The following is a 20,385-nucleotide window of genomic DNA, read 5'->3' on the forward strand; positions in this document are numbered from 1 at the left end:
GAAAGGGATAAAAGCGACTTTTTAGCGTTTCGTCATATTTTTAGCTTATGAGGAGCATATAATGAGTAATGGAAAAACGGGCCAATGCCCGGTAATGCATGGTAGTAACACTGTCACCGCTCAATCAAATACCGACTGGTGGCCGAACGCACTCAATTTCGACATTCTTCATCAACACGACAGCAAAACGAATCCTTACGGCAAAGACTTTAATTACGCAGAAGCATTCAAATCTCTTGACCTTGAAGCCGTTAAAACCGATTTAAAAAACTTAATGACTGAAAGCCAAGAATGGTGGCCTGCTGACTGGGGCCATTACGGTGGTTTAATGATCCGTATGGCATGGCACTCAGCGGGTTCATACCGTTTAGAAGATGGCCGTGGTGGCGGTGGTACAGGTAATCAGCGTTTTGCGCCATTAAATTCGTGGCCAGATAACGCTAACCTAGATAAAGCACGCCGTTTACTTTGGCCAATTAAAAAGAAATACGGTAACAAGCTTTCTTGGGCAGATTTAATGATCTTAGCCGGTAATATGGCATATGAATCAATGGGTTTAAAAACATTTGGTTTTGCCGGTGGCCGCGAAGATATTTGGCACCCAGAAAAAGACGTTTACTGGGGCGCTGAAAAAGAATGGTTAGCACCTAGTGATGAGCGCTATTCAAATGTAGCTAAACCAGACACCATGGAAAACCCATTAGCAGCGGTACAAATGGGCTTAATTTATGTAAACCCAGAAGGGGTGAATGGCAACCCTGATCCGCTTAAAACGGCTGAACAAGTTCGCGAAACATTTGCCCGTATGGCAATGGATGACGAAGAAACTGCAGCGCTTACAGTCGGTGGCCACACTGTGGGTAAAACCCATGGTAATGGTAGCGAAGAAAACGTAGGCCCTGAGCCAGAAGCAGCTGATGTATTTGAGCAAGGCCTTGGCTGGAACAACCACAATTCACGTGGTATTGGTCGCGATACCATGACGTCGGGCATCGAAGGCGCATGGACAACTCACCCAACTAAGTGGGATAACGGCTATTGCTACTTACTGCTTAACTACGAGTGGGAACTTAAGAAGAGCCCGGCAGGTGCGTGGCAGTGGGAACCAATCGATATTAAAGAAGAAGACAAACCCGTTGATGTAGAAGATCCATCAATTCGTTTAAATCCTATTATGACCGACGCCGATATGGCGATGAAGATGGACCCAACCTATCGTAAGATTATCGAGCGTTTTAACGATGATTTTGAATACTTTAGTGATGTGTTTGCACGTGCATGGTTCAAACTAACGCACCGTGACTTAGGTCCTAAATCACGTTATTTAGGTGCCGATGTACCAAGCGAAGATCTGATCTGGCAAGATCCGATCCCAGCGGTTGATTATACATTATCAGACAGCGAAATTAGCGAACTTAAAACCAAGCTACTTAACTGTGGTGTAAGCCAAGCAGACTTAATCGCAACAGCATGGGATAGCGCCCGCACTTACCGTGGTTCAGATCATCGCGGTGGTGCAAATGGTGCTCGTATTCGCCTAGCACCGCAAAAAGATTGGCAAGGTAACGAGCCTGAGCGTTTAGCTAAAGTATTAAGCGCACTTGAATCTGTACAAGCGGGTTTAAGTAAACCAGTAAGTCTCGCTGATTTAATTGTTCTGGGTGGTTCAGCTGCGGTTGAGCAAGCAGCAAAAGCGGCGGGTGTTGATATAACCGTGCCATTTGCGCCGGGTCGTGGTGATGCGACAGACGAGATGACAGATGCAGACTCGTTCGACGTACTTGAGCCAATTCACGATGGATTCCGTAACTGGTTGAAGAAAGACTATGCGGTTTCAGCAGAAGAGCTAATGTTAGAGCGTACGCAATTAATGGGCTTAACAGCACCAGAAATGACCGCCCTTGTTGGTGGTATGCGTGTACTAGGCACTAATCATGGCGGCTCTAAGCATGGCGTGTTTACAGATAATGTAGGCACACTTAGCACAGACTTTTTTGTAAACCTAACTGACATGGCTTACACATGGAAGCCAACAGGTAATGGTCTTTACGATATTGTTGAGCGCAACACAGGTGCAACTAAATGGACAGCAACACGCGTTGATTTAGTGTTTGGTTCAAACTCAATCCTACGCTCGTACGCAGAGTTTTACGCACAAGACGACAACAACGAACGTTTTGTAAAAGACTTTGTCGACGCATGGGTGAAAGTAATGAACGCCGACCGCTTCGACATTTAATTTAAAATTCCGTTAAGTACAAAGGCCACACAGTTTAACTGTGTGGCCTTTTTTAGTTACGAGGGGAAAGGGGAAAGTTACGAGGGGAAAGGGGAAAGTTACGAGGGGAAAGAGTAAAGTTACGAGGGGAAAGTTACGAGTAACTAGTAACGAGTAACGAGTAACGAGTAACGAGGTTCGAGATACGAGATGCGAAATACGAGATGCGAAATACGAGATGCGAAATACGAGGTAGCAGCGATTTTACATCGCGTCCTAGCGCCTAGAACCTAAAGCCTAGCGCCAAGGACGCGGGATAAACCCGCTGCTACATGTAGGCGTGAAACTTGTTTCGCGCGATTGACCGCTGCAAGCTGACCGCTCTTTTCGACGTCCGATTCGGCACTAAAGTACCTTATATGGACTCCTCCTATTGCACAATACCCTTCGTTAATTTTGTCAGACTGCGTGCTTATATGCGGGCTCATAATGAGGAGCTACCTCGGCCCTTTGATGTATTCGCGCCCTTGTGCCTCTTCTCCTACTCGGTGTTTTAACACGCCAGGCACTTTACAGGCTATCAAGGGTGGGTCTAACCGCTTAACGCAGGTTCTTGGTCAATACTGTTGTTTCTGTTATTGAAGGCTAAATATTAATTGGCTAGTAAACTGGGTTCATAACTCGTGCCCTTTTTCAGCATGGCATACGCTGTCCTAACTGTTTTATTTGCTAATGCAATGGCGGCGCACTTCACACCGCGTCTTTCAACTAATGCTTTGAGCCATTGTTCTTTTTTCGTTTTTGGCTCTCGATGCTTTAACTGACTGATAACCGCTCTGGCTCCGAGAAACAAGTGACTGCGTAATGTTATCTCTCCACGGTATTTGGCTATATGACCTATTCGTACTTTTCCACCACTTGAGTGTTGCCGAGGGGTGACACCAACATTGGCTGCCGCATTACGTCCACTCGTAAAATGGGTTGTGTCACTTAAGCTTATTAATAAACCAACCGCTGTGATAGGCCCGACCCCCTCAAGCGCCAGTAAACGTTCACACTGCTCATCTTGTTTTACTAAACCTGTCAGTAACTCATTTAATGTTTCTTTTAATGTTGATTGCGCTTTAAATAATTCATAGCACTGAGCTAGACACTGCCTTAAACCAGCGGTTAATCCATTATCGCTATCCTCTAGAATCTCAGGGATAGCTTGCCTAAACGCGCATTCCGATTGCTTGATTACAATCCCAAATTCAAGTAACAAGCCTCTGATTTGATTAGCCAGCTGTCGTTTCTGCTTTTCAGCTAAGGCGCGCATTCGCTCTATTGACTGTAAGCTTTGCTGTGCTTGTGTCAGTGATTTACACGGGCGGACATTAGGTGAGAAAGAAGCGGCAGCTATTGCAATGACATCATTTGCATCTGTTTTCTGGCCAACTCTAAATGCTTTGACAAATCGAGGATCTAGAATCACGACTTCATGACCAACACTACGTGCTTTGCGTGCCCAATAATGAGCACCACCACATGATTCCATAACAACTTTACAGCGAGGTGACGTAGTGAGTATGGTCAGTAGCTCTTTTCTGCCCACCGCTTTATTACTTTGAAGTTTTTGATGAAAAAACTTACCGACTTGAAAAACATTTTTTGCCAAGTCGATGCTAATTAGGTTAAATTTTGACATGTATGGATTCCTTATTGGTAAAAGTAATTGTCCAATCTCTTTATACCGTACTCACCCCATTTGGGGGAGGAGTCCATACATCTCCTACAATGCCTCGTACAGGGCTTTCATAGCAGAGAAAAACTCTTGAACTAACCAACCTCACAGATCGACTGACATCTAACATCTGACCTCTAACGACTAGAAACCAGCGATTTTACATCGCGTCCTAGAGCCCAGAACCTAGCGCCCAGCGCCTGTTGTTTTCATTCGTAGGCGTGAAACTTGTTTCGCGCGGCTGACAGCAGCAAGCTCCTTTACTTTTCAATCCCTAACCAATAACTGTTTTGGTATATGTTTTCTTCAACTTCTTTATCGCTGTAGTTATAGATACGCTGCCAAAACAGGCGGTCGAAAATGAATTTATCTGCTTCTTTATGAATAATTTTAAAATTAATTAAAGAGGCATATAAATTTTCATCATCGCCTAACACCTCATCCTTACAGCTAGAGTAATCAAATGCACTTGGGCACTGAGACATCATTGCAAAACTAATACTGTTATCAGCTTCAAATTGCCAATAGGTATTTGGCGTAAAGTTAGCTCTGTTTTCGAGGCCATATTGATCAGCATAATAGAAGCTACCTTTACCATCATCATTTATAAACCAGTATGTTTTCAGGTTGCCGCTGGTGTAGTCTTGACGTAAGTAGCTAAATAGGTGCTTATAGTCATCAAGAGTGATGGTTGAATTATCAATCACTTCTATAAATTCATACCCTAAGCGAGCCTGACGCTCTTCTTTATTTCGCTCGCGCACCATGAGAGTTTTACCATCAGGTTGAGTGAAAAATTGTAAGCGGGTATCTAGGCCATTGCCGGTTACCTTAACGGTGTCGCCATTATTGTCTAAGTTGTAATGCCACTTGAACGAGTCGGTACTTATAGGCGTATTGAATGTTACCGTTGCAGTGTCGGCGGCAGTGATAGTGAAAAATGATGGTAAATAGCGAAGCGTTAATCCTTCACCTGTATCTGAATTTTTATTATTTAAGCGACCAGTATACGTTTTACCCACTTTAAGCTCAGGTACCGCAATCGGTGTCAGTTTTTGTAATGCAACAACCGACGTTTGCACTTTCATAGCTTCAGTTAGCTCTTCTGATTCAACAATATTCGCAGCATCAGTTTCATCATGATAGCTAAGAACATGTTGCAGTTTTAGCACCGCAAAATTATCGAACTGCGCAACCACTTCGGCATTAACGAGGTTAAGGTCAAACTCTACATTCACCTCGTAGCCTTCTTTATTTAGCTGATTTGCATAGCTGTTCGTAATAAATTTGTCGCCATTAATCGCTAACGTTTTACCTTCTAAGGTCGCCGAAAACTCTGCATAAGGGAATGATGTGGTACTGCCTGAAGCTGTTGGAATATAGCTTGCTATCGATACTTCAAAATAGCTTTCTTCACCTTCGGTGTTTAAATGATTCACCATGTGAAAAGTATTGTCGTCCATATCAACATAATACGCAGAGCTAAGCTCTGTATTTGATTTATAAAGGGTAACTACTTCGCCTTTATCGGTTGAAACATTAAAAAGCTCAACACGAATAGCATCATCTCGCTTAGCCAACACTTCCATTTCAAGAAGGGCTTGTTGATTACATTCATGCAAGCAATCAATCGCTTGGGTATTTAGTGCAATAACATCAGGGTTCGACCAATCAAAACGACTTAACTCACCATTTTGAGCAATCACACCAGTGTCTTCAGTGGCAAACGAAAGCTGCACACTACCATCGCTTGATTGCCAGTTACCCATCACTTCGTTATTGCTAAGCTCAATAGGTTGCCATGCTGCACGGTTTTCGGCGACATTAACGATTAGGGTATATTGATTACTCGCTTTACCATCAGAGACTTCTAAAGTAAAAGCGTGGTTGGCTACTTCGAATAAGCTTGGCTCTGCACTAAAAGTTACTTGATTACTGCTGGTGGTTACAGTCAGCCACTCTGGTTTATCAATAATCGTTGTTGTCACACTGTCGTTTTGCTCATCTTTTAAATCAACAACTAAATTAGTTGATTCAAGCGCTTTGGCTGAGAGAGTGAGCGAGCCAGAAAGCGTCGGTGCAGTATTTTGCTCTACTTTTACATCTGGCGTTTTATCTGTAGATGAACCGCCACCACAGGCTGTTAGAGCCAGAGTCAGTGCTGATACGCTGAGGAGCTTTTTCATTTAGGTCCCTTAAATTTATTGTTCTATTGAAGTCACAGAAATTTAAGTTACCTAAAATGGGTAATTCAGTAAAGTGAATATGTAACTGAACGTAAACAAAAAAGGTGAGCTAACTTGCTCACCTTTTCGAAGAAGGGGTTATTGCGCTTGTTGCGCGACATGGTCCATATATTCGTCAAACGTGCCCTGAAAATCGATAAGCTGTTGATCTTTTATATCGATGATCCGAGTCGCTAAAGACGACACAAACTCACGGTCGTGGCTCACAAAAATAAGCGTGCCTTGGTAATCTTTTAATGCGTTATTGAGTGCTTCAATGGCTTCCATATCCATGTGGTTGGTTGGCTCGTCCATAATTAGCACGTTGATGTCTTGCATCATTAACTTACCAAACAATAGGCGGTTTTTTTCACCACCCGAGCAGTTACGAGCTTTTTTATTAGCGTCGTCTGCGGTGAATAATAAACGGCCTAACATAGCACGAACCATTAAATCGTTGTGCTTAGCGGTGCGCCACTGCGACATCCAATCAAATAAAGTTAAGTCGTTATCAAAGTCTTTACTGCTGTCTTGCGGGCAATAACCAATGCTGGCATTTTCAGACCACTTAACCACACCCTCGTTACTTTGTAATTCGTTAACAAGGCAGCGTAATAGGGTGGTTTTACCTACACCGTTTTCACCAATAACCGCAAGCTTAGCACCGGCTTCTAGTAATAAGTCACCACCGCTGAACAGAGTTTCGCCATCAAAGCCATGACCTAGCTTGGTAAGCTCTAATGCTTGGCGATACATTTTTTTACCTTCGTCAAAACGAAGTGATGGGCTAATACGGCTTGAAGCTTTTACTTCATCAAGCTTAATTTTATCCATGCGCTTAGCACGAGAGCTGGCTAGTTTTGCTTTTGATGCGTTAGCACCAAAGCGGTTTACGAACTCTTGTAGCTCGTCAATTTCAGCGCTCTTCTTAGCGTTTTCAGCAAGCAGTTGTTCGCGTTGTAAGCTTGAAGCTTCGATCCACTTTTCGTAGTTACCAGGATAAATTCTTAGCTCACCGTAGTCGATATCGGCCATGTGTGTACACACCGAGTTTAAGAAGTGACGGTCGTGCGAGATGATAATCATCGTACACTTACGCTGGTTAAGCTCGTTAGCTAGCCAAGTAATTGTGTGAATATCAAGGTTATTGGTTGGCTCATCAAGTAGCAAAATATCAGGGTTTGCAAACAGTGCTTGTGCTAAAAGCACACGTAGTTTCCAGCCCGGCGCAACGTTCGCCATTAAGCCGTAATGAAACTCTTGCTCAATACCCGCTTGGATCAAAATTTCTTCTGCGCGGCTTTCTGCTGTGTAGCCATCCATTTCAGCAAAAACGCTTTCAAGCTCAGCGACTTTCATGCCGTCTTCTTCACTCATTTCTGGCAGTGAGTAGATACGGTCGCGCTCTTGTTTTACTTTCCAAAGCTCTGCATCACCCATGATCACCGCATCAACCACAGTGTATTGCTCAAACGCAAACTGATCTTGACTTAGCGTACCTAGCTTTAAACCCGGCGCAATCGACACATTGCCAGAGGTTGGCACAAGCGCACCACTTAGAATTTTCATAAAGGTCGATTTGCCGCAGCCATTCGCACCAATTAAACCATAGCGATTACCGTTACCAAACTTAGCTGAAATGTTCTCAAACAGAGGCTCTGCACCAAATTGCATGGTGATATTTGCGGTTGAAATCAACGAATTGTTCCTAGAAAAATACTGACAGGGTTATGGGCGCAGCAACTGCGAAAATAAACAAGCAATAGGGTAAATAATAGGCCGCGGATTATACAGATCAGCCCCTAATAACGCTATTAAAAAAGGAAAGTTTCAAGTTACGAGGGGAAAGAGTAAAGGGGAAAGTTAGCGAGTTTCAAGGGGAAAGAGTAAAGTTACGAGATGCGAGATGCGAGATGCGAGATGCGAGATTCGAGATTCGAGGTAGCAGCGATTTTACATCGCGTCCTAGTGCCTAGCACCTAGCGCCCAGACCCCAGCACCTAATGCCTTCACCGTAGGCGTGAAACTTGTTTCGCGCGACCAAAATTAAAATGATAACGCTTTGTCTAATGCACCTTTAAAGCGTTCAAAATCTTCGATGTGAGGAAGGTGGCCAATATCGTCTAATTCAATTAATTGCGATTTTGGGATCATATTTGCCGCGGCTTTGCCTAATTTATCGTAACGGCCAAGCTCATGGTCAACATTTGCTTTTTTCCAATTGCGGCCAGGGCCAGTTCTATCGCGGGTGCCTATAATTAAAGACACAGGCATGCTTAACTGATCAAACTCCGTTATGACCGGTTGTGTAAAAATCATATCGTAGGTTTTAGCATTAACCCACGCCATATGCTTATGATCAGGGCCTTGAATTTGACCACTAATAAAATGGGTTAATTGCTCGTAAGAGCTATTCCATTTACCGTCGTAATAGTTCTTCTTCTGGTAAGCAATAACCTTTTCAGGTGTTTTAGCCAATTCATTTTTAAAGAAAAAATCAGTGTCTTTGTATTGCACATAATTTAAATAGTTCTCTAAACCAATTGGGTTTAGCAAAATGAGTTTACTAACTTGGCTAGAAAACATCAGGCTGTAACGGCTTGCTAGCATGCCGCCCATTGAGTGGCCAAGTACAATGGGGTTTTCAATATTTAAAGATGACACTAGCTGATGAGTGTTATTGGCTAATACAGCAAACGAAAATTGATAATCGGCGGGCTTTGATGATTTACCAAAACCAATTTGATCTGGGATCAATACTCCATAGCCTTTGCTATTAAGGTATTTGGCAGTATTGGTCCAATAATGGCCGTTAAAGTTTTTGCCATGCATAAGCACAACGGTAGGCATGTTATTACTCGGTTGTAGGTAAGAGTAAGCCATTTTTAATGGCATATTTTGTGACGAAAAATTAAAAAATTGTACAGGTAAGTCGTATTGATAATTGCTTAACTCAGCATCAAAACTAAGAGACTGCTCTTTAGCGGCTAGGTTTGCAGAAGACCATAAAACAAGTGCTGAGACTAACAGTATGCGTAAAAACATCATTATCCTTTCTCAATATGCTTAAAGAATATTCAGCCTAGCATCCTAAATAAAAATTTATAATACAAATACGATTAAATACTGGAAGAAGTTAGCAAGGTACGAGTTATAAGTTTCAAGCTACAAGGGGAAAGAGTAAAGGGGGAATGGTGCGAGTGACGAGATGTGAGATGCGTGGTAGCAGCGATTTTACATCGCGTCCTAGAGCCTAGCACCCAGAACCAAATATCTTCACCGTAGGCGTGAAACTTGTTTCGCGCGTCTGAGGGCTTACGGCTGAAAGCTGACCGCTCTTGTTTTGTCGCAACTCGATTCTCGTTACTCGTACTTAATCCAACTTACTAAAATCAACTTCTGGTAGGCTCTCAAACCCTGGGCGAGCGAAGAAATACCCTTGCATTAAACTTACGCCGGCTTGGCGCAACCATTGATACTCTTCAACTGTTTCAATGCCTTCGGCAAGGGCGGTGATGTTGAGCTCTTCAAACATAGCAATACAATGGTTCACTATGATTTGGCGTGCTTTATTTAGGTGAATATCGCGTATCAGCTCCATATCGAGCTTAATAATATTGCTCTGAAAATCAGCCAATAAATTTAAACCCGAGTAACCCGAGCCAAAGTCGTCGGTTGCGGTAATAAACCCGAGTGATTGGTAATACTCAACAACACGTTTGATGTGCGTACTGTCTTCAACCTTTTCAACCTCGGTAAACTCAAACATAATTTGTTCTACCGGAAAGTCATATTGCTTAGCAGCTTCAAGGGTTGTTCTAATACAACGCTCAGGCTTGTAAATCGCGTTAGGTAAAAAGTTAATACTCAAAATAGAATCAAGCTTCAGCTTAGCTGCAAGCGAAATAGCTTTAATACGACAAAGCTGGTCGAAGGTATAACGGTTCTCATCGTTCACTTGTGAGATAACAGAATAAGCCGACTCATTATTGGGCCCTCTAACTAATGCCTCATAGCCAAAAATATGTTTATCGGTGCAATCAATAATTGGCTGAAAAGCCATTGTAAAATCAAAACCAAGTTCTAATTTGTCTTTACAGTTATTACAACCTGTTGGCTGGCAATGAGTTTGCTTGTCGTGCATGCTTACCTCAGACTTAAGTCTACTTAATACATAATAGTGCTAGTAAATTGCCAATTGTGCAATGTCGTTGAGTTAAAAGTATAAAATCTCGCATCTCGCATCTCGCATCTCGTCTCTCGTCCCTCGTCCCTCGTCTCTCGCACCTCGTCCCTCGCACCTCGTAACTATTACCTTCTTCCTTCCTCCAACTAACTTCTAATATCCATTCTAAAATCGTTGATTCTTAGCATCTAAAATCACATTTCATCCTTTGCGTTATCTAGCTTTAATGGTATTTTAGCGCCAAGCAATCTTGCCAATATAAAGGAAGTAAAATGGCATCCAAAACCGTCGAATACTACAACCAAAATGCGCAAGCATTTGTCGATGCCACACTCGATGTAGACCTCAATGAACTTTACGACGAGTTCTTACCGCTGATCCCAAAAAAAGGCGCTTTACTTGATGCCGGTTGTGGCTCTGGCCGCGATGCTTTCATCTTTAAAGAGCGTGGTTATAGCGTAGATGCATTCGATATCAGCCCAGCTATGGCAAAGCTGGCGTCAGAATACTTAAACCAAGACGTAGCAGTAAGCAGCTTTCTAGAGCTAAACGACGTTGCCAAATACGACGGCATTTGGTGCTGCGCGAGCCTTATTCACGTAGCAAAAACCGACTTAACAGAAGCATTCAACAACCTTGCCCGCGCATTAAAGCCACAAGGCATCGTGTATGTATCGTTTAAATACGGCGACGGCGAGCGCGAACACAACGGTCGCGAATTTACCGACCTAAACGAACAAGCCCTTGAGAGCATTATTAAAGGCACAGACCTATTTATCCTCAAGTCTTGGCAGAGTGCTGACCAACGCCCTGAGCGCGCCACAGAAACATGGCTAAACGCCATTCTGCATAGAAGAACGATATAGTCGTTTGGCTGCGTTTTCGAAGTTCAAATAACAAAAAGGTCGGCAATTGCCGACCTTTTAGCTTTAGTAATTAAACTCTTTTACATCAAGTTCACTTCTGCGTTCTTGCAGCGTTAATTGATGCCTTTTTGAATTCCATTTATTGTTTCTTGGGTTTTAAACTCATTTCTAGTCTTAACTTAAAACACTTATCGCCATTGTTTTTAAAGCAATTTTAATGCTAAATTTAAGCCTTACAAAGCCAAGGAACAAAAGGCACTAAATGTCTGCTAGTACACCTGATTATTACAATAACAGCGCGCAAAACGTTTCTTACTTAAGACCTAATAATTACAAAGTGAAATGTTAAGTGAATAGTTTTAACGAACATCGGCAATTACAAAGTAATACGCAACAGCTTATTACAGGCGATAATGATCCTCTTTTACCAAATCTAATTTATGCGATAAATAATGCTACCGAGATAGAAATTACGGTCTCTTTCATTCAACCTAGTGGCCTAGATTTATTATTTGACCCACTAAATGAAGCTTTACAAAGTGGTGCATCAATCAAGCTACTGACCTCAGACTATCTTGATATCACTCATCCGAAAGCTTTAAGAAAATTGATGCTATTGGTTGATCGTGGAGCCGATGTTCGCATTTACCAAACAGGTAATCAGCAAAGCTTTCATATGAAGTCATATATTTTCGTTAAAACAAACAAAAATAGCGAAATTACTTCTGGGTGTGCCTTTATTGGCTCAAGTAATATTAGCAAAAGTGCACTCACCAAAGGACATGAGTGGAACTTTAGACATGATTATATGCAGCCAAAAACAAGCCAAGCAGCACTGCAGTTTATAAGTATTCGTAATGCTTTCGAATGCATTTTCAATCATGAGTCTGTCATAAACCTAAGTCATGAATGGATTGACAGTTACATAGCTAGGCGCAAAACACAGCAGTTAGTAGCGGTTAGTAATGGTGATACTGCGGAACATGTTATTGAACAAGTCGATCTTAAAGCGCCAAGAGCAGCTCAAATAGAAGCGCTTCAAGCGCTAGCGGCTACTCGTCAAAAGGGCTTTAGACGTGGCTTAGTGGTATTAGCAACGGGAATGGGTAAAACGTGGTTAAGTGCATTTGATGTTAAGCAATTCAAAGCTAAACGTGTATTGTTTGTCGCACATCGTGAAGAAATACTTTTACAAGCACAAAGAACATATGCCGAGTTGCTACCGCTTTCAACAGGGTTTTATAATGGTAAACAACGTGAGAAAAATGCAGAGTGTTTGTTTGCTTCAATTCAAACTATCGGGCGCAGTAATCATTTAAAGCAATTTGCACCAAAGGCGTTTGATTATATCGTTGTTGATGAGTTTCACCATGCTAGTGCACGTGTTTATCGTCAGCTATTAAACTATTTTGAACCTCAGTTTTTACTAGGTTTAACTGCAACACCAGAACGTACTGACCAAGCAGATATTTTAGGGTTGTGTGATAATAATCTTGTCTTCGAGAGAAACTTAACACAGGGAATCGATGAAAAAACTTTAGTGCCTTTTCATTACTACGGCATTTGGGATGAAAACGTGAACTACCAAGCCATTCCTTGGCGTAATGGTAGATTTGATCCTGCCGCACTTGAAAACAAATTTGCGACGCAAAAACGTGCTCAACATGCACTTATACAATGGCAGCGATACAAACAAAAACGCACTTTAGGTTTTTGTATTTCTACAAAGCACGCGGACTACATGGCTGATGCGTTTAATAAATCAGGTGTGAAAGCATTAGCAGTCCACAGTCAATCAAAAGTACGACGAAATGATGCACTTCAACAGTTAGAGCAACATCACGTTGAAGTACTATTTACCGTTGATTTGTTTAATGAAGGTACAGACTTACCAAGCATTGATACTATTTTAATGCTACGACCAAGCGATTCTAAGATACTATTTTTACAGCAACTAGGTCGTGGTTTGCGAACCATAGAAGGGAAAACTCATTTAGTTGTGCTCGACTTTATTGGTAATCACCATAGTTTTTTAAATAAGCCTTATGCATTACTACATGAAACTAATCCTAGCGGTGTAGTGAAAAAGCTTAAAAAACCAAATCTTGCTGAAGGTTGTTTTATAAATATCGATTTAAAGGTCACTAATTTTTGGCAACAACTCGCTAAAGCTCAACGAACTACAGCACTTGAAGACGTATCCCAACTTGCAGAGACACTTGGGCATTTACCGACTTTGAGTGAGTTTTACTTTGAGTATGGCAATATCAATAAGGTAAACAGTATTTATTCTAGCTGGTTTGAGTTAATAGCCAAAACACACGATATTGATGCTCAAGCGCAAAAAGATGCGGCAGAACTAGCCCCATTTTATGAGTTTTTGAACAAAGGCATACAAACAACCAATATGACTAAATGCTTCAAAGCCATTTTCCTCAAGGCTTATGTAGCATTAAATGGTTTTGCTAACCCTCCAACTGTCGCTGATCTTGCGGCTATGAGTTCAAAAGAATTGGCTCGGTTTCCTAACTTAAAACAGCGCGACTTACCTATTAAAGAGCAACAAGCTGAAGCTTATTCACAAACTTGGCAAAGCTATTGGCGAAAGAATCCGGTTAGAGCTTACACCAATAAAAACAAAGACGGTACGCAATGGTTCACATTAGAAAATAACACTGTGAAAGCAACGTTTGAAGTACCCGAAGATAAACTTGAATTATTAAATAATGCTGTACTTGAGTTGGTTGAATACTGCTTAGCTAAATATAGCCAACGATTAAAATTAAGTACGTCAGTGGTTGAAGAAGAAAAAGTACAACCCTCTGATAATGTTAGTGAGCTAGGGTTCAGACACCTTGATGACTCATCATACGAAAAAGTTAACGTGCTAAAAATACCTTACTTCCCAAATATTAAAATTGCCTGCGGGCATTTTAAAACAGGGAATGAAAGCGACATGGAATTGATAAATGCACCACTTGGCGCTGGTAAGATCGACCCTGAAGTACATTTTTTAGCACGCGCATCGGGCGATTCTATGAATGGTGGTAAGCACCCAATACTCGATGGCGACTTACTGTTACTTGAACTTATAACACCAAAAAATGCGGGTTCGTTACGTGGCCAAATAGTCGCGATTGAGCGCGATGATGTAGGTGGCGAAGGCCAGTATTTGCTTCGTAAAGTTAATAAGTTACCCAACGGAAAATATGAGCTAATTGCTCTAAATCCAGATTATGAGGTAATGATTGCTGATGAAAGTATGCGAACGTTCGCACGCTTTAAACAAGTAGTACAAGAGTAAATTAGATTTTGCATTTATTTAGTATCGTTATCTTTTAGAGAGGCGGCTTTTACATGGATTTTGATAGTAAACCTCTATTCGTGGTTTTACCAGATTGCTGGCGGCAACCAAGGGGCGAATACCGCCGTCCGCCCCTTGGAACCCCACGGCGCCCCTAGGAACGCACTGAATCCTCAAGTTAAAAATTGATGTGGACGTAAACGCCGTGTAATCGCCATCCATGGCGAAGTCACGGCTTAACTTGCATCCATGCAAGTGATTACTCATCAATTTTTTCCTTTCGGGTGTGTTCACGGGGATTGGAGTGTGCTGGTAGGTTGGTGTTTATGAATAAAGGCGGTAATTTACCTCTCCCATTTAAGTCGTATTGCTTGTGAACTCAAGGGAGTTCATTACTCGTAGATTGTTTAGGAGTTATTTTCTTCGTAATTACTTGTGGGAAGTATAATATATCGCCTGCATAAACTTTGACTACAACTGATGGAGAAAGTCATGGTTGAAAGTAAATATATTATCGAGTCTATTTTTATATTTATTAAAAAGCATCACTGGCAATTAGCCTTGTTCGGTTATTCAATCATCATTAAACGACAGCTTTCAAATAAATCATCTAATTCGGTAAAATCAAATCCGTGAGTGAAAGCCGTTTTTTGTTTTAATCTGCGCCATTTTCTTAACTGACCTCGTCCACAATATTTGGCTATTTTTTCGATTGCATCGTCAATATGCTCATTACTTTCTTTTGCTGCGCGTATTAGCATTATTCTTTTTACACTCTTCAGGAAATCTTTTGTATTAGATTGCGGGCCTGTATTGGGTATGTGAAGCGTAGCTATTTGAGCTTTTGAAGTTTCAAATAGTTTGAGGAAATTGTCTCGACCTCTAATTTTAAAAGCTAAAATAGGGTTGTCTTCTGCCAAGTCAGCTAATTTTTCATTAAGAGCTGGTATTACGCTCTCAGAAAGGTTTTCCTCTATAGAGGCTAGTTGCTCTTTGAATTTGCACTCAATGAGTTTAAGCACAGCCTCCTCTGATGGGTTATTTTCTTCTGTAGGAGTAAATGAATTAAATTTTTTGGCTGCATATTCATAATACTCTTTAACGACTTCATCGATTGGTAAAGTTTTTAACCTAATTGCGTGACGAACCTCAAGCAAATGGAATAAGACTTTTTTTGCATTTCTTTTACTATCTCTGCGAGATCTATAAAAGAAAGCAACAGCGCCTGTTAATGCTATTATGAGAGCTACAGTAGCTGTAATTAGAGCTGAGATGATTTTAGTGTCTTGTAAAAAAGCTTCCATTTATAATTCCTATATAAAACTTATAACTAATCACCCAACCGCCAACTTCCCTGCCTCATGCCACATTTCACATGGCATGGGGTTTGTTAGCTCCCAAGTAATATTCATTGGTTGGCTGCCATTGTGGCTTTGGTATTTAACCTCGCCATAGTTAACGAATCCCATTGTTCTACCGTTTTCATCTTTGCTTTGTTCACGCACAAACAACAAGATGGTTTTGTCTGTATGTTGGTGCTGAATGTAGCTTAGGCCGCGGCCGTGTTCTGGTCGTGCGCTGTTTTGCGTTTGCCAATGAAACAGAGTAGGGCTGATTGCATAGTCATGGTATAGCGTTGTTGGCGAATAGGTTTTTTCGCATTTATTGAGGGTTACAAAAAGTAATTCTAAATTTTGTTTTTTGAACTCTAATACGCCTTCGCGTGCAGTTGATTTTTTATCAAACGTATGAGCACCAAATGCAGCTAATATTTGCTGGCGTGTATAACGGCTGTGTAATTTTATTGCGTGATTTGGGAGACACGTTAAATCACTTTCTTGTTGGTGAATACGGTTTATTAAAAGCGTAATCACTTCTGATAACTCATGTTGTAATAGTGGGTTTTTTAGTGCTTGTAAGCTTTGTTTAATAGATTTAAACCCCAGATTTGTGCCGGTGTTATCCCAAAAATTGTAATGAGCCATTAGAGCGTATTGTTGATTTTTAGGCGTTACTTCAATGCTAAAGTCGCTGTTACATAAATCGCGTAAAAAGCTCAAATAGCTCAGTGAGTTGCAACTGAGTAATTGAGTGTTGATTGCACGATAATACGCAGCGTAAATATCTACTTGATCTACTGGTATTTCATCGCCTTTTAACCAGTGCCAGCCACCGAGCTTATTTTCCTTCGGTTTATAAATATCTTCTAACGTCACTTGAGGGTTTATGGTTAAAAAGTTACTTAGGGATAGTTGGGCGTTAGTATGTTGTGAATAGCTATTTATAAGCTGTTGCAAGCGCCTTTTGCTATTAGTTGCCTGTTGAATATTACGCAAAATTGCTTTTTGGGTATGTTCTTGTAGCTCTATACTGCAACCCAACGGCAAATGCGGAAAATCATTTTCTATTTCGGCTTTTATTGACTGGTTAGTTTTGCCAATTAGAGCTCGAAACTTATTAGCAAAGTCATACTCTGGGCGAGCGTTACCAACAAAATCGAGAACGGTGCAGCATTGTTTTTGGCTATTGTCAGGTAAACGCAGGCCCCGTCCTAACTGCTGTAAAAATAACGTTAGGCTTTCTGTTGGCCGTAAAAAAAGCAGAGTATCAACTTCAGGGATATCGACCCCTTCATTAAAAATATCTACTACACAGAGGATCTTTATTTCACCTCTTCTAAGCGCCTGTTGTTTGTGATTTCGCTCATGAGTATTTTTACTAGTAAGTACGTCTGCACTTATACCTGCAAGGTTAAATTTACTAGCCATAAATTCAGCATGATCTTGGCTAACACAGAATGCTAAGGCTTTAATTGTGTGAATATTTGTGGCGATTTCATTGAGGCACGATATGATTCTAGCAGCGCGGTTGTTCTCCCCTGTGTAGAGCTTACTTAATTCGCTAATATCATAACGACCGCCACGCCAAGTTATTTTGCTTAAATCTATATCATCATCAAGCCCAAAGTATTGGAATGGGCATAGATGGCGTTGGTTTATTGCTTCTGGTAAGCGGATCTCTGCAGCAATTACACCACAGAAATCTTCCAAAATATTTGCACCATCTTGCCTTTCCGGAGTGGCAGTTAAGCCTAATAAAATGTTTGGTTTAAAGTGGTTAAGAATACCGCGGTAACTTGCTGCGCTTACGTGATGTACTTCATCGATAACAATGTAATCATAAAAATCAGCGCTCAACTTCATGTTGTCGATTTGATTATTAAGAGTCTGAATTGAGGCAAATAACTGGTTGTATCTTTGAGGTTTATAGTTACCGACCCATAGCTCACCGAAATCGTTATTTTTTAGCACACCACGATAGGCGCTTTGTGCTTGAGTGAGGATCTCTTCTCGATGCGCGACGAATAAAAAATTGGCATTTGGCTTTTTGTCATACACGTTTTTAAAATCGAATGCCGATATGATGGTTTTGCCAGTGCCTGTTGCAGCCACCACTAAGTTTCTAAATCGATTATGAACACTTCGTTCAACACTTAGTTTTTCTAAAATAGCTAATTGATGAGTTTTTGGTGTGATATCAAAATAAAACTGGTTACTTGATTGGCCTTTACCACGCTGCTCATTCAGTGAGTTTATTAGCTTTTCTTTGCATTCAACTTTGCCGCTAAATAATTCAAAATCTGGCGACTGCCAATAGGTTTCAAAGGTGCTTTTGGTTTTAGCAATAATATGCGGTATTTCTTGCGCGGTGATTTTTAAATTCCACTCAAGGCCGCTGGTGAGTGCTGAATGCGATAAGTTTGATGAACCAATGTAGCCTGTATGAAAACCTGTGTTACGCATAAATAAGTAAGATTTAGCGTGTAAACGTTCTTGTTGATTGTTGTAGCTTAGTTTTACTTCTGTGTTGGGTAAGCTAGCTAAGAACTCAACTGCTTTAGCATCTGTTGCACCCATGTATGAGGTGGTGATTACTTTTAGCTTATTACCTTTTCTTGTAAAGGCTTCTAGCTCACTTTTAAATATCCGCAGTCCAGTCCATTTGATAAATGAAACGAGCCAATAAATGGTATCAGCTGATTTAATTTCTCTTTTAAGCTCAGACTCAAGAGATAGGCCAGCATTTGCGCCACTAAATAGCTCACTTTGCGTAAGACCTGTTAGTGGGAAAATGCTGTTTGAGTAGTCTTTGAGATTAGTTGCTACAGGGTTTTCTGTATTGAATAGAGCTGTAAGTATTTTACCTTGGCTATCTATGAGGTTTTCATTGATTAGCTCATCGTCTTTAATATGATCTTTAAGCCATAAAACTAAGTTATTAGCTAAATCAATTTGCTCGCTTAATCGATCTTTAGAGTGGGGGATAGCATCAATCGCATGTGCGACTAGCTTTCCTAAAAATCGAGCTAACCAAGTTGCGGCTTCGGCAGATTCTAGTTGGCGTTCTCCTACATAAAATTGCTTACGATCTAAATTCTGCTCAATCACTTGAGTAATAAGCTGCTCGTAAATGCCAACCTGTTCCATAAACCACTCCCTGTTATTTACAGCCAGTTTACTGAAATAGCTAATGAAAACAAGAAATAACTCATTGTTCAGTTGCAGGCGATTGCTGAGGTTTTCCCTGTGTTCACCCCCGAAATTGATTTAATTATGAGTAATTTACAGCATGGATGCTGTAAAAAGCGTAGCTTGGCCACGGATGGCCTATCTACGCTGTTTACGTTCATTTAATTAATTCAAATTGAAGGAACAGTGTGAACCTCGGGGCGCCGAGAGATTCCAAAGAGAAGTCGGCGTTTACTTCTCTTTGGTTGCCGTCGCCAACGCGACATTATTAAATAATTGATGTATAAAGAGGGAGTTAACAGAACAAGGATCTGAAATGGATAACTTCATAGCACAAGGACTCAGCCTCTTATTTGTAATAGGAGGAATATATTCAATATTAGGTGTTATTTTTTTAAGAGTATGGCTTCATCAGAAGCAAGCCAAGTTACCTGTAGATCGAAAAAAATTTACTCGAGTAGCCGCACAAACACTTAACGATCAAGTAAACGATAAGGTCTTTAATGTTGTTGGTTACATAGGTTTAGCTACATTGATTATTACAATGCCGTTTGCCCTCAAAGGGATTACCGAAATGTTGGCAAGCGGTCAATTGAACTACTTTTTTATAGTTGTAATTATTGTCGGTTTAATTTACACCGCCAGAAAATCGTGGTTTGAATCAGACCAGTTAATTAAACTAAAACTAGGACGAGACGCTGAGTTAGCTGTTGCATCTGAATTAATTGAGCTTCAATCTCATGGGTATCAAATATTTCATGATATTCAAGCTGATGGGTTTAATATTGATCACTTAGTTATTGGGCCTAATGGTGTTTTTGCGATTGAAACAAAAGGAAGGCATAAGCGCGTTAAAGATGATACAAACTACAAAGTCCGATTCGAAAATAATCTACTTGCCTTTCCATCTTGGAGTGAAAACAAGCCAATTGAACAAGCAAAAATACAAGCAAATTGGGTTTATAAATGGTTAAGTGAAGCAACTGGTTTTCAAACAAAAATAACCCCAATATTGTGCTTTCCAGGTTGGTTTATAGAGTTGAAGCAGCGACCACCATTTCCTATTGTTTCCCATAGACAGTTAGCAAAAACTATATTGTCGATGCGCCAAAACCAAATAGATGGAGCTATGCAAAAAGCTATTTGCTATCAAGCTGTGCAAAGAAGCTTAAATATTTCTAAGGTTTAATTGATAGAGACTAAATTTAATGCTTAGTTTGAGTAGGCAATTTGCATCGAAAGTTTTATAAAGCAATTGTTTTAGCTAGCTTTTATCGAATAAATATCTCCCTAGCTAACACATAGGGAGTAATTACAACCAAATTACACAGATG

At 40.8% G+C, this 20,385-nt stretch carries 11 protein-coding genes; 4 read left to right on the forward strand and 7 right to left on the reverse strand.

All coding sequences use genetic code 11. The features are described 5' to 3' along the window. Positions 1 to 61: 61 nt before the first annotated feature. A complete protein-coding gene (gene katG, locus J8Z28_RS18665; RefSeq protein ID WP_063529008.1) occupies positions 62 to 2,239 on the forward strand; it encodes a catalase/peroxidase HPI in 2,178 nt (725 codons plus the stop codon). Positions 2,240 to 2,870: 631 nt separating this feature from the next. Here the strand turns inward: katG and J8Z28_RS18670 are convergent. The 5 genes from J8Z28_RS18670 to J8Z28_RS18690 all read right to left on the reverse strand — a co-directional run bounded on the left by J8Z28_RS18670 (position 2,871) and on the right by J8Z28_RS18690 (position 10,310). Next, complete coding sequence (locus tag J8Z28_RS18670) at positions 2,871 to 3,905, reverse strand: IS110 family RNA-guided transposase (RefSeq protein ID WP_250659528.1); 1,035 nt, start codon at positions 3,903 to 3,905, stop codon at positions 2,871 to 2,873. A gap of 296 nt (positions 3,906 to 4,201) precedes the next feature. Beyond that, positions 4,202 to 6,127, reverse strand: a complete 1,926-nt coding sequence (locus J8Z28_RS18675) for a hypothetical protein (protein WP_250660740.1) — start codon at positions 6,125 to 6,127, stop codon at positions 4,202 to 4,204. Between the two features lie 138 nt (positions 6,128 to 6,265). Continuing rightward, complete coding sequence (locus J8Z28_RS18680; RefSeq protein ID WP_284693445.1) at positions 6,266 to 7,864, reverse strand: ABC-F family ATPase; 1,599 nt, start codon at positions 7,862 to 7,864, stop codon at positions 6,266 to 6,268. Positions 7,865 to 8,212: 348 nt separating this feature from the next. Further along, positions 8,213 to 9,214, reverse strand: coding sequence for an alpha/beta fold hydrolase (locus J8Z28_RS18685; protein WP_250660741.1), 1,002 nt, complete (start codon positions 9,212 to 9,214; stop codon positions 8,213 to 8,215). A 325-nt stretch (positions 9,215 to 9,539) separates the two neighbouring features. Beyond that, the gene (locus J8Z28_RS18690; protein WP_058584440.1) at positions 9,540 to 10,310 is read right to left on the reverse strand and encodes an EAL domain-containing protein; all 771 of its coding nucleotides are present in this window, start codon (positions 10,308 to 10,310) and stop codon (positions 9,540 to 9,542) included. 314 nt (positions 10,311 to 10,624) lie between these two features. On the opposite strand from J8Z28_RS18690, the gene J8Z28_RS18695 reads away from it, so the two are divergent. After that, the gene (locus J8Z28_RS18695) at positions 10,625 to 11,218 is read left to right on the forward strand and encodes a class I SAM-dependent methyltransferase (RefSeq protein WP_250660742.1); all 594 of its coding nucleotides are present in this window, start codon (positions 10,625 to 10,627) and stop codon (positions 11,216 to 11,218) included. A gap of 349 nt (positions 11,219 to 11,567) precedes the next feature. Further along, positions 11,568 to 14,522, forward strand: coding sequence for a DEAD/DEAH box helicase family protein (locus tag J8Z28_RS18700; RefSeq protein WP_250660743.1), 2,955 nt, complete (start codon positions 11,568 to 11,570; stop codon positions 14,520 to 14,522). 569 nt (positions 14,523 to 15,091) lie between these two features. Here the strand turns inward: J8Z28_RS18700 and J8Z28_RS18705 are convergent. After that, positions 15,092 to 15,826 carry a hypothetical protein gene (locus tag J8Z28_RS18705; RefSeq protein ID WP_250660744.1) on the reverse strand — a complete coding sequence of 245 codons (735 nt, stop codon included), beginning with the start codon at positions 15,824 to 15,826 and terminating at the stop codon, positions 15,092 to 15,094. A gap of 30 nt (positions 15,827 to 15,856) precedes the next feature. Then, positions 15,857 to 19,009 (reverse strand): DEAD/DEAH box helicase, encoded by a 3,153-nt coding sequence (locus J8Z28_RS18710; protein WP_250660745.1) that lies wholly within the window; start codon positions 19,007 to 19,009, stop codon positions 15,857 to 15,859. Positions 19,010 to 19,367: 358 nt separating this feature from the next. Between J8Z28_RS18710 and J8Z28_RS18715 the strand changes: the two genes are divergently transcribed. After that, positions 19,368 to 20,240 (forward strand): nuclease-related domain-containing protein, encoded by an 873-nt coding sequence (locus tag J8Z28_RS18715; RefSeq protein WP_175083115.1) that lies wholly within the window; start codon positions 19,368 to 19,370, stop codon positions 20,238 to 20,240. Positions 20,241 to 20,385: the final 145 nt, after the last annotated feature.

The sequence above is a fragment of the Pseudoalteromonas sp. SCSIO 43088 genome, assembly GCF_023650795.1.
Lineage (GTDB): Bacteria > Pseudomonadota > Gammaproteobacteria > Enterobacterales > Alteromonadaceae > Pseudoalteromonas > Pseudoalteromonas shioyasakiensis.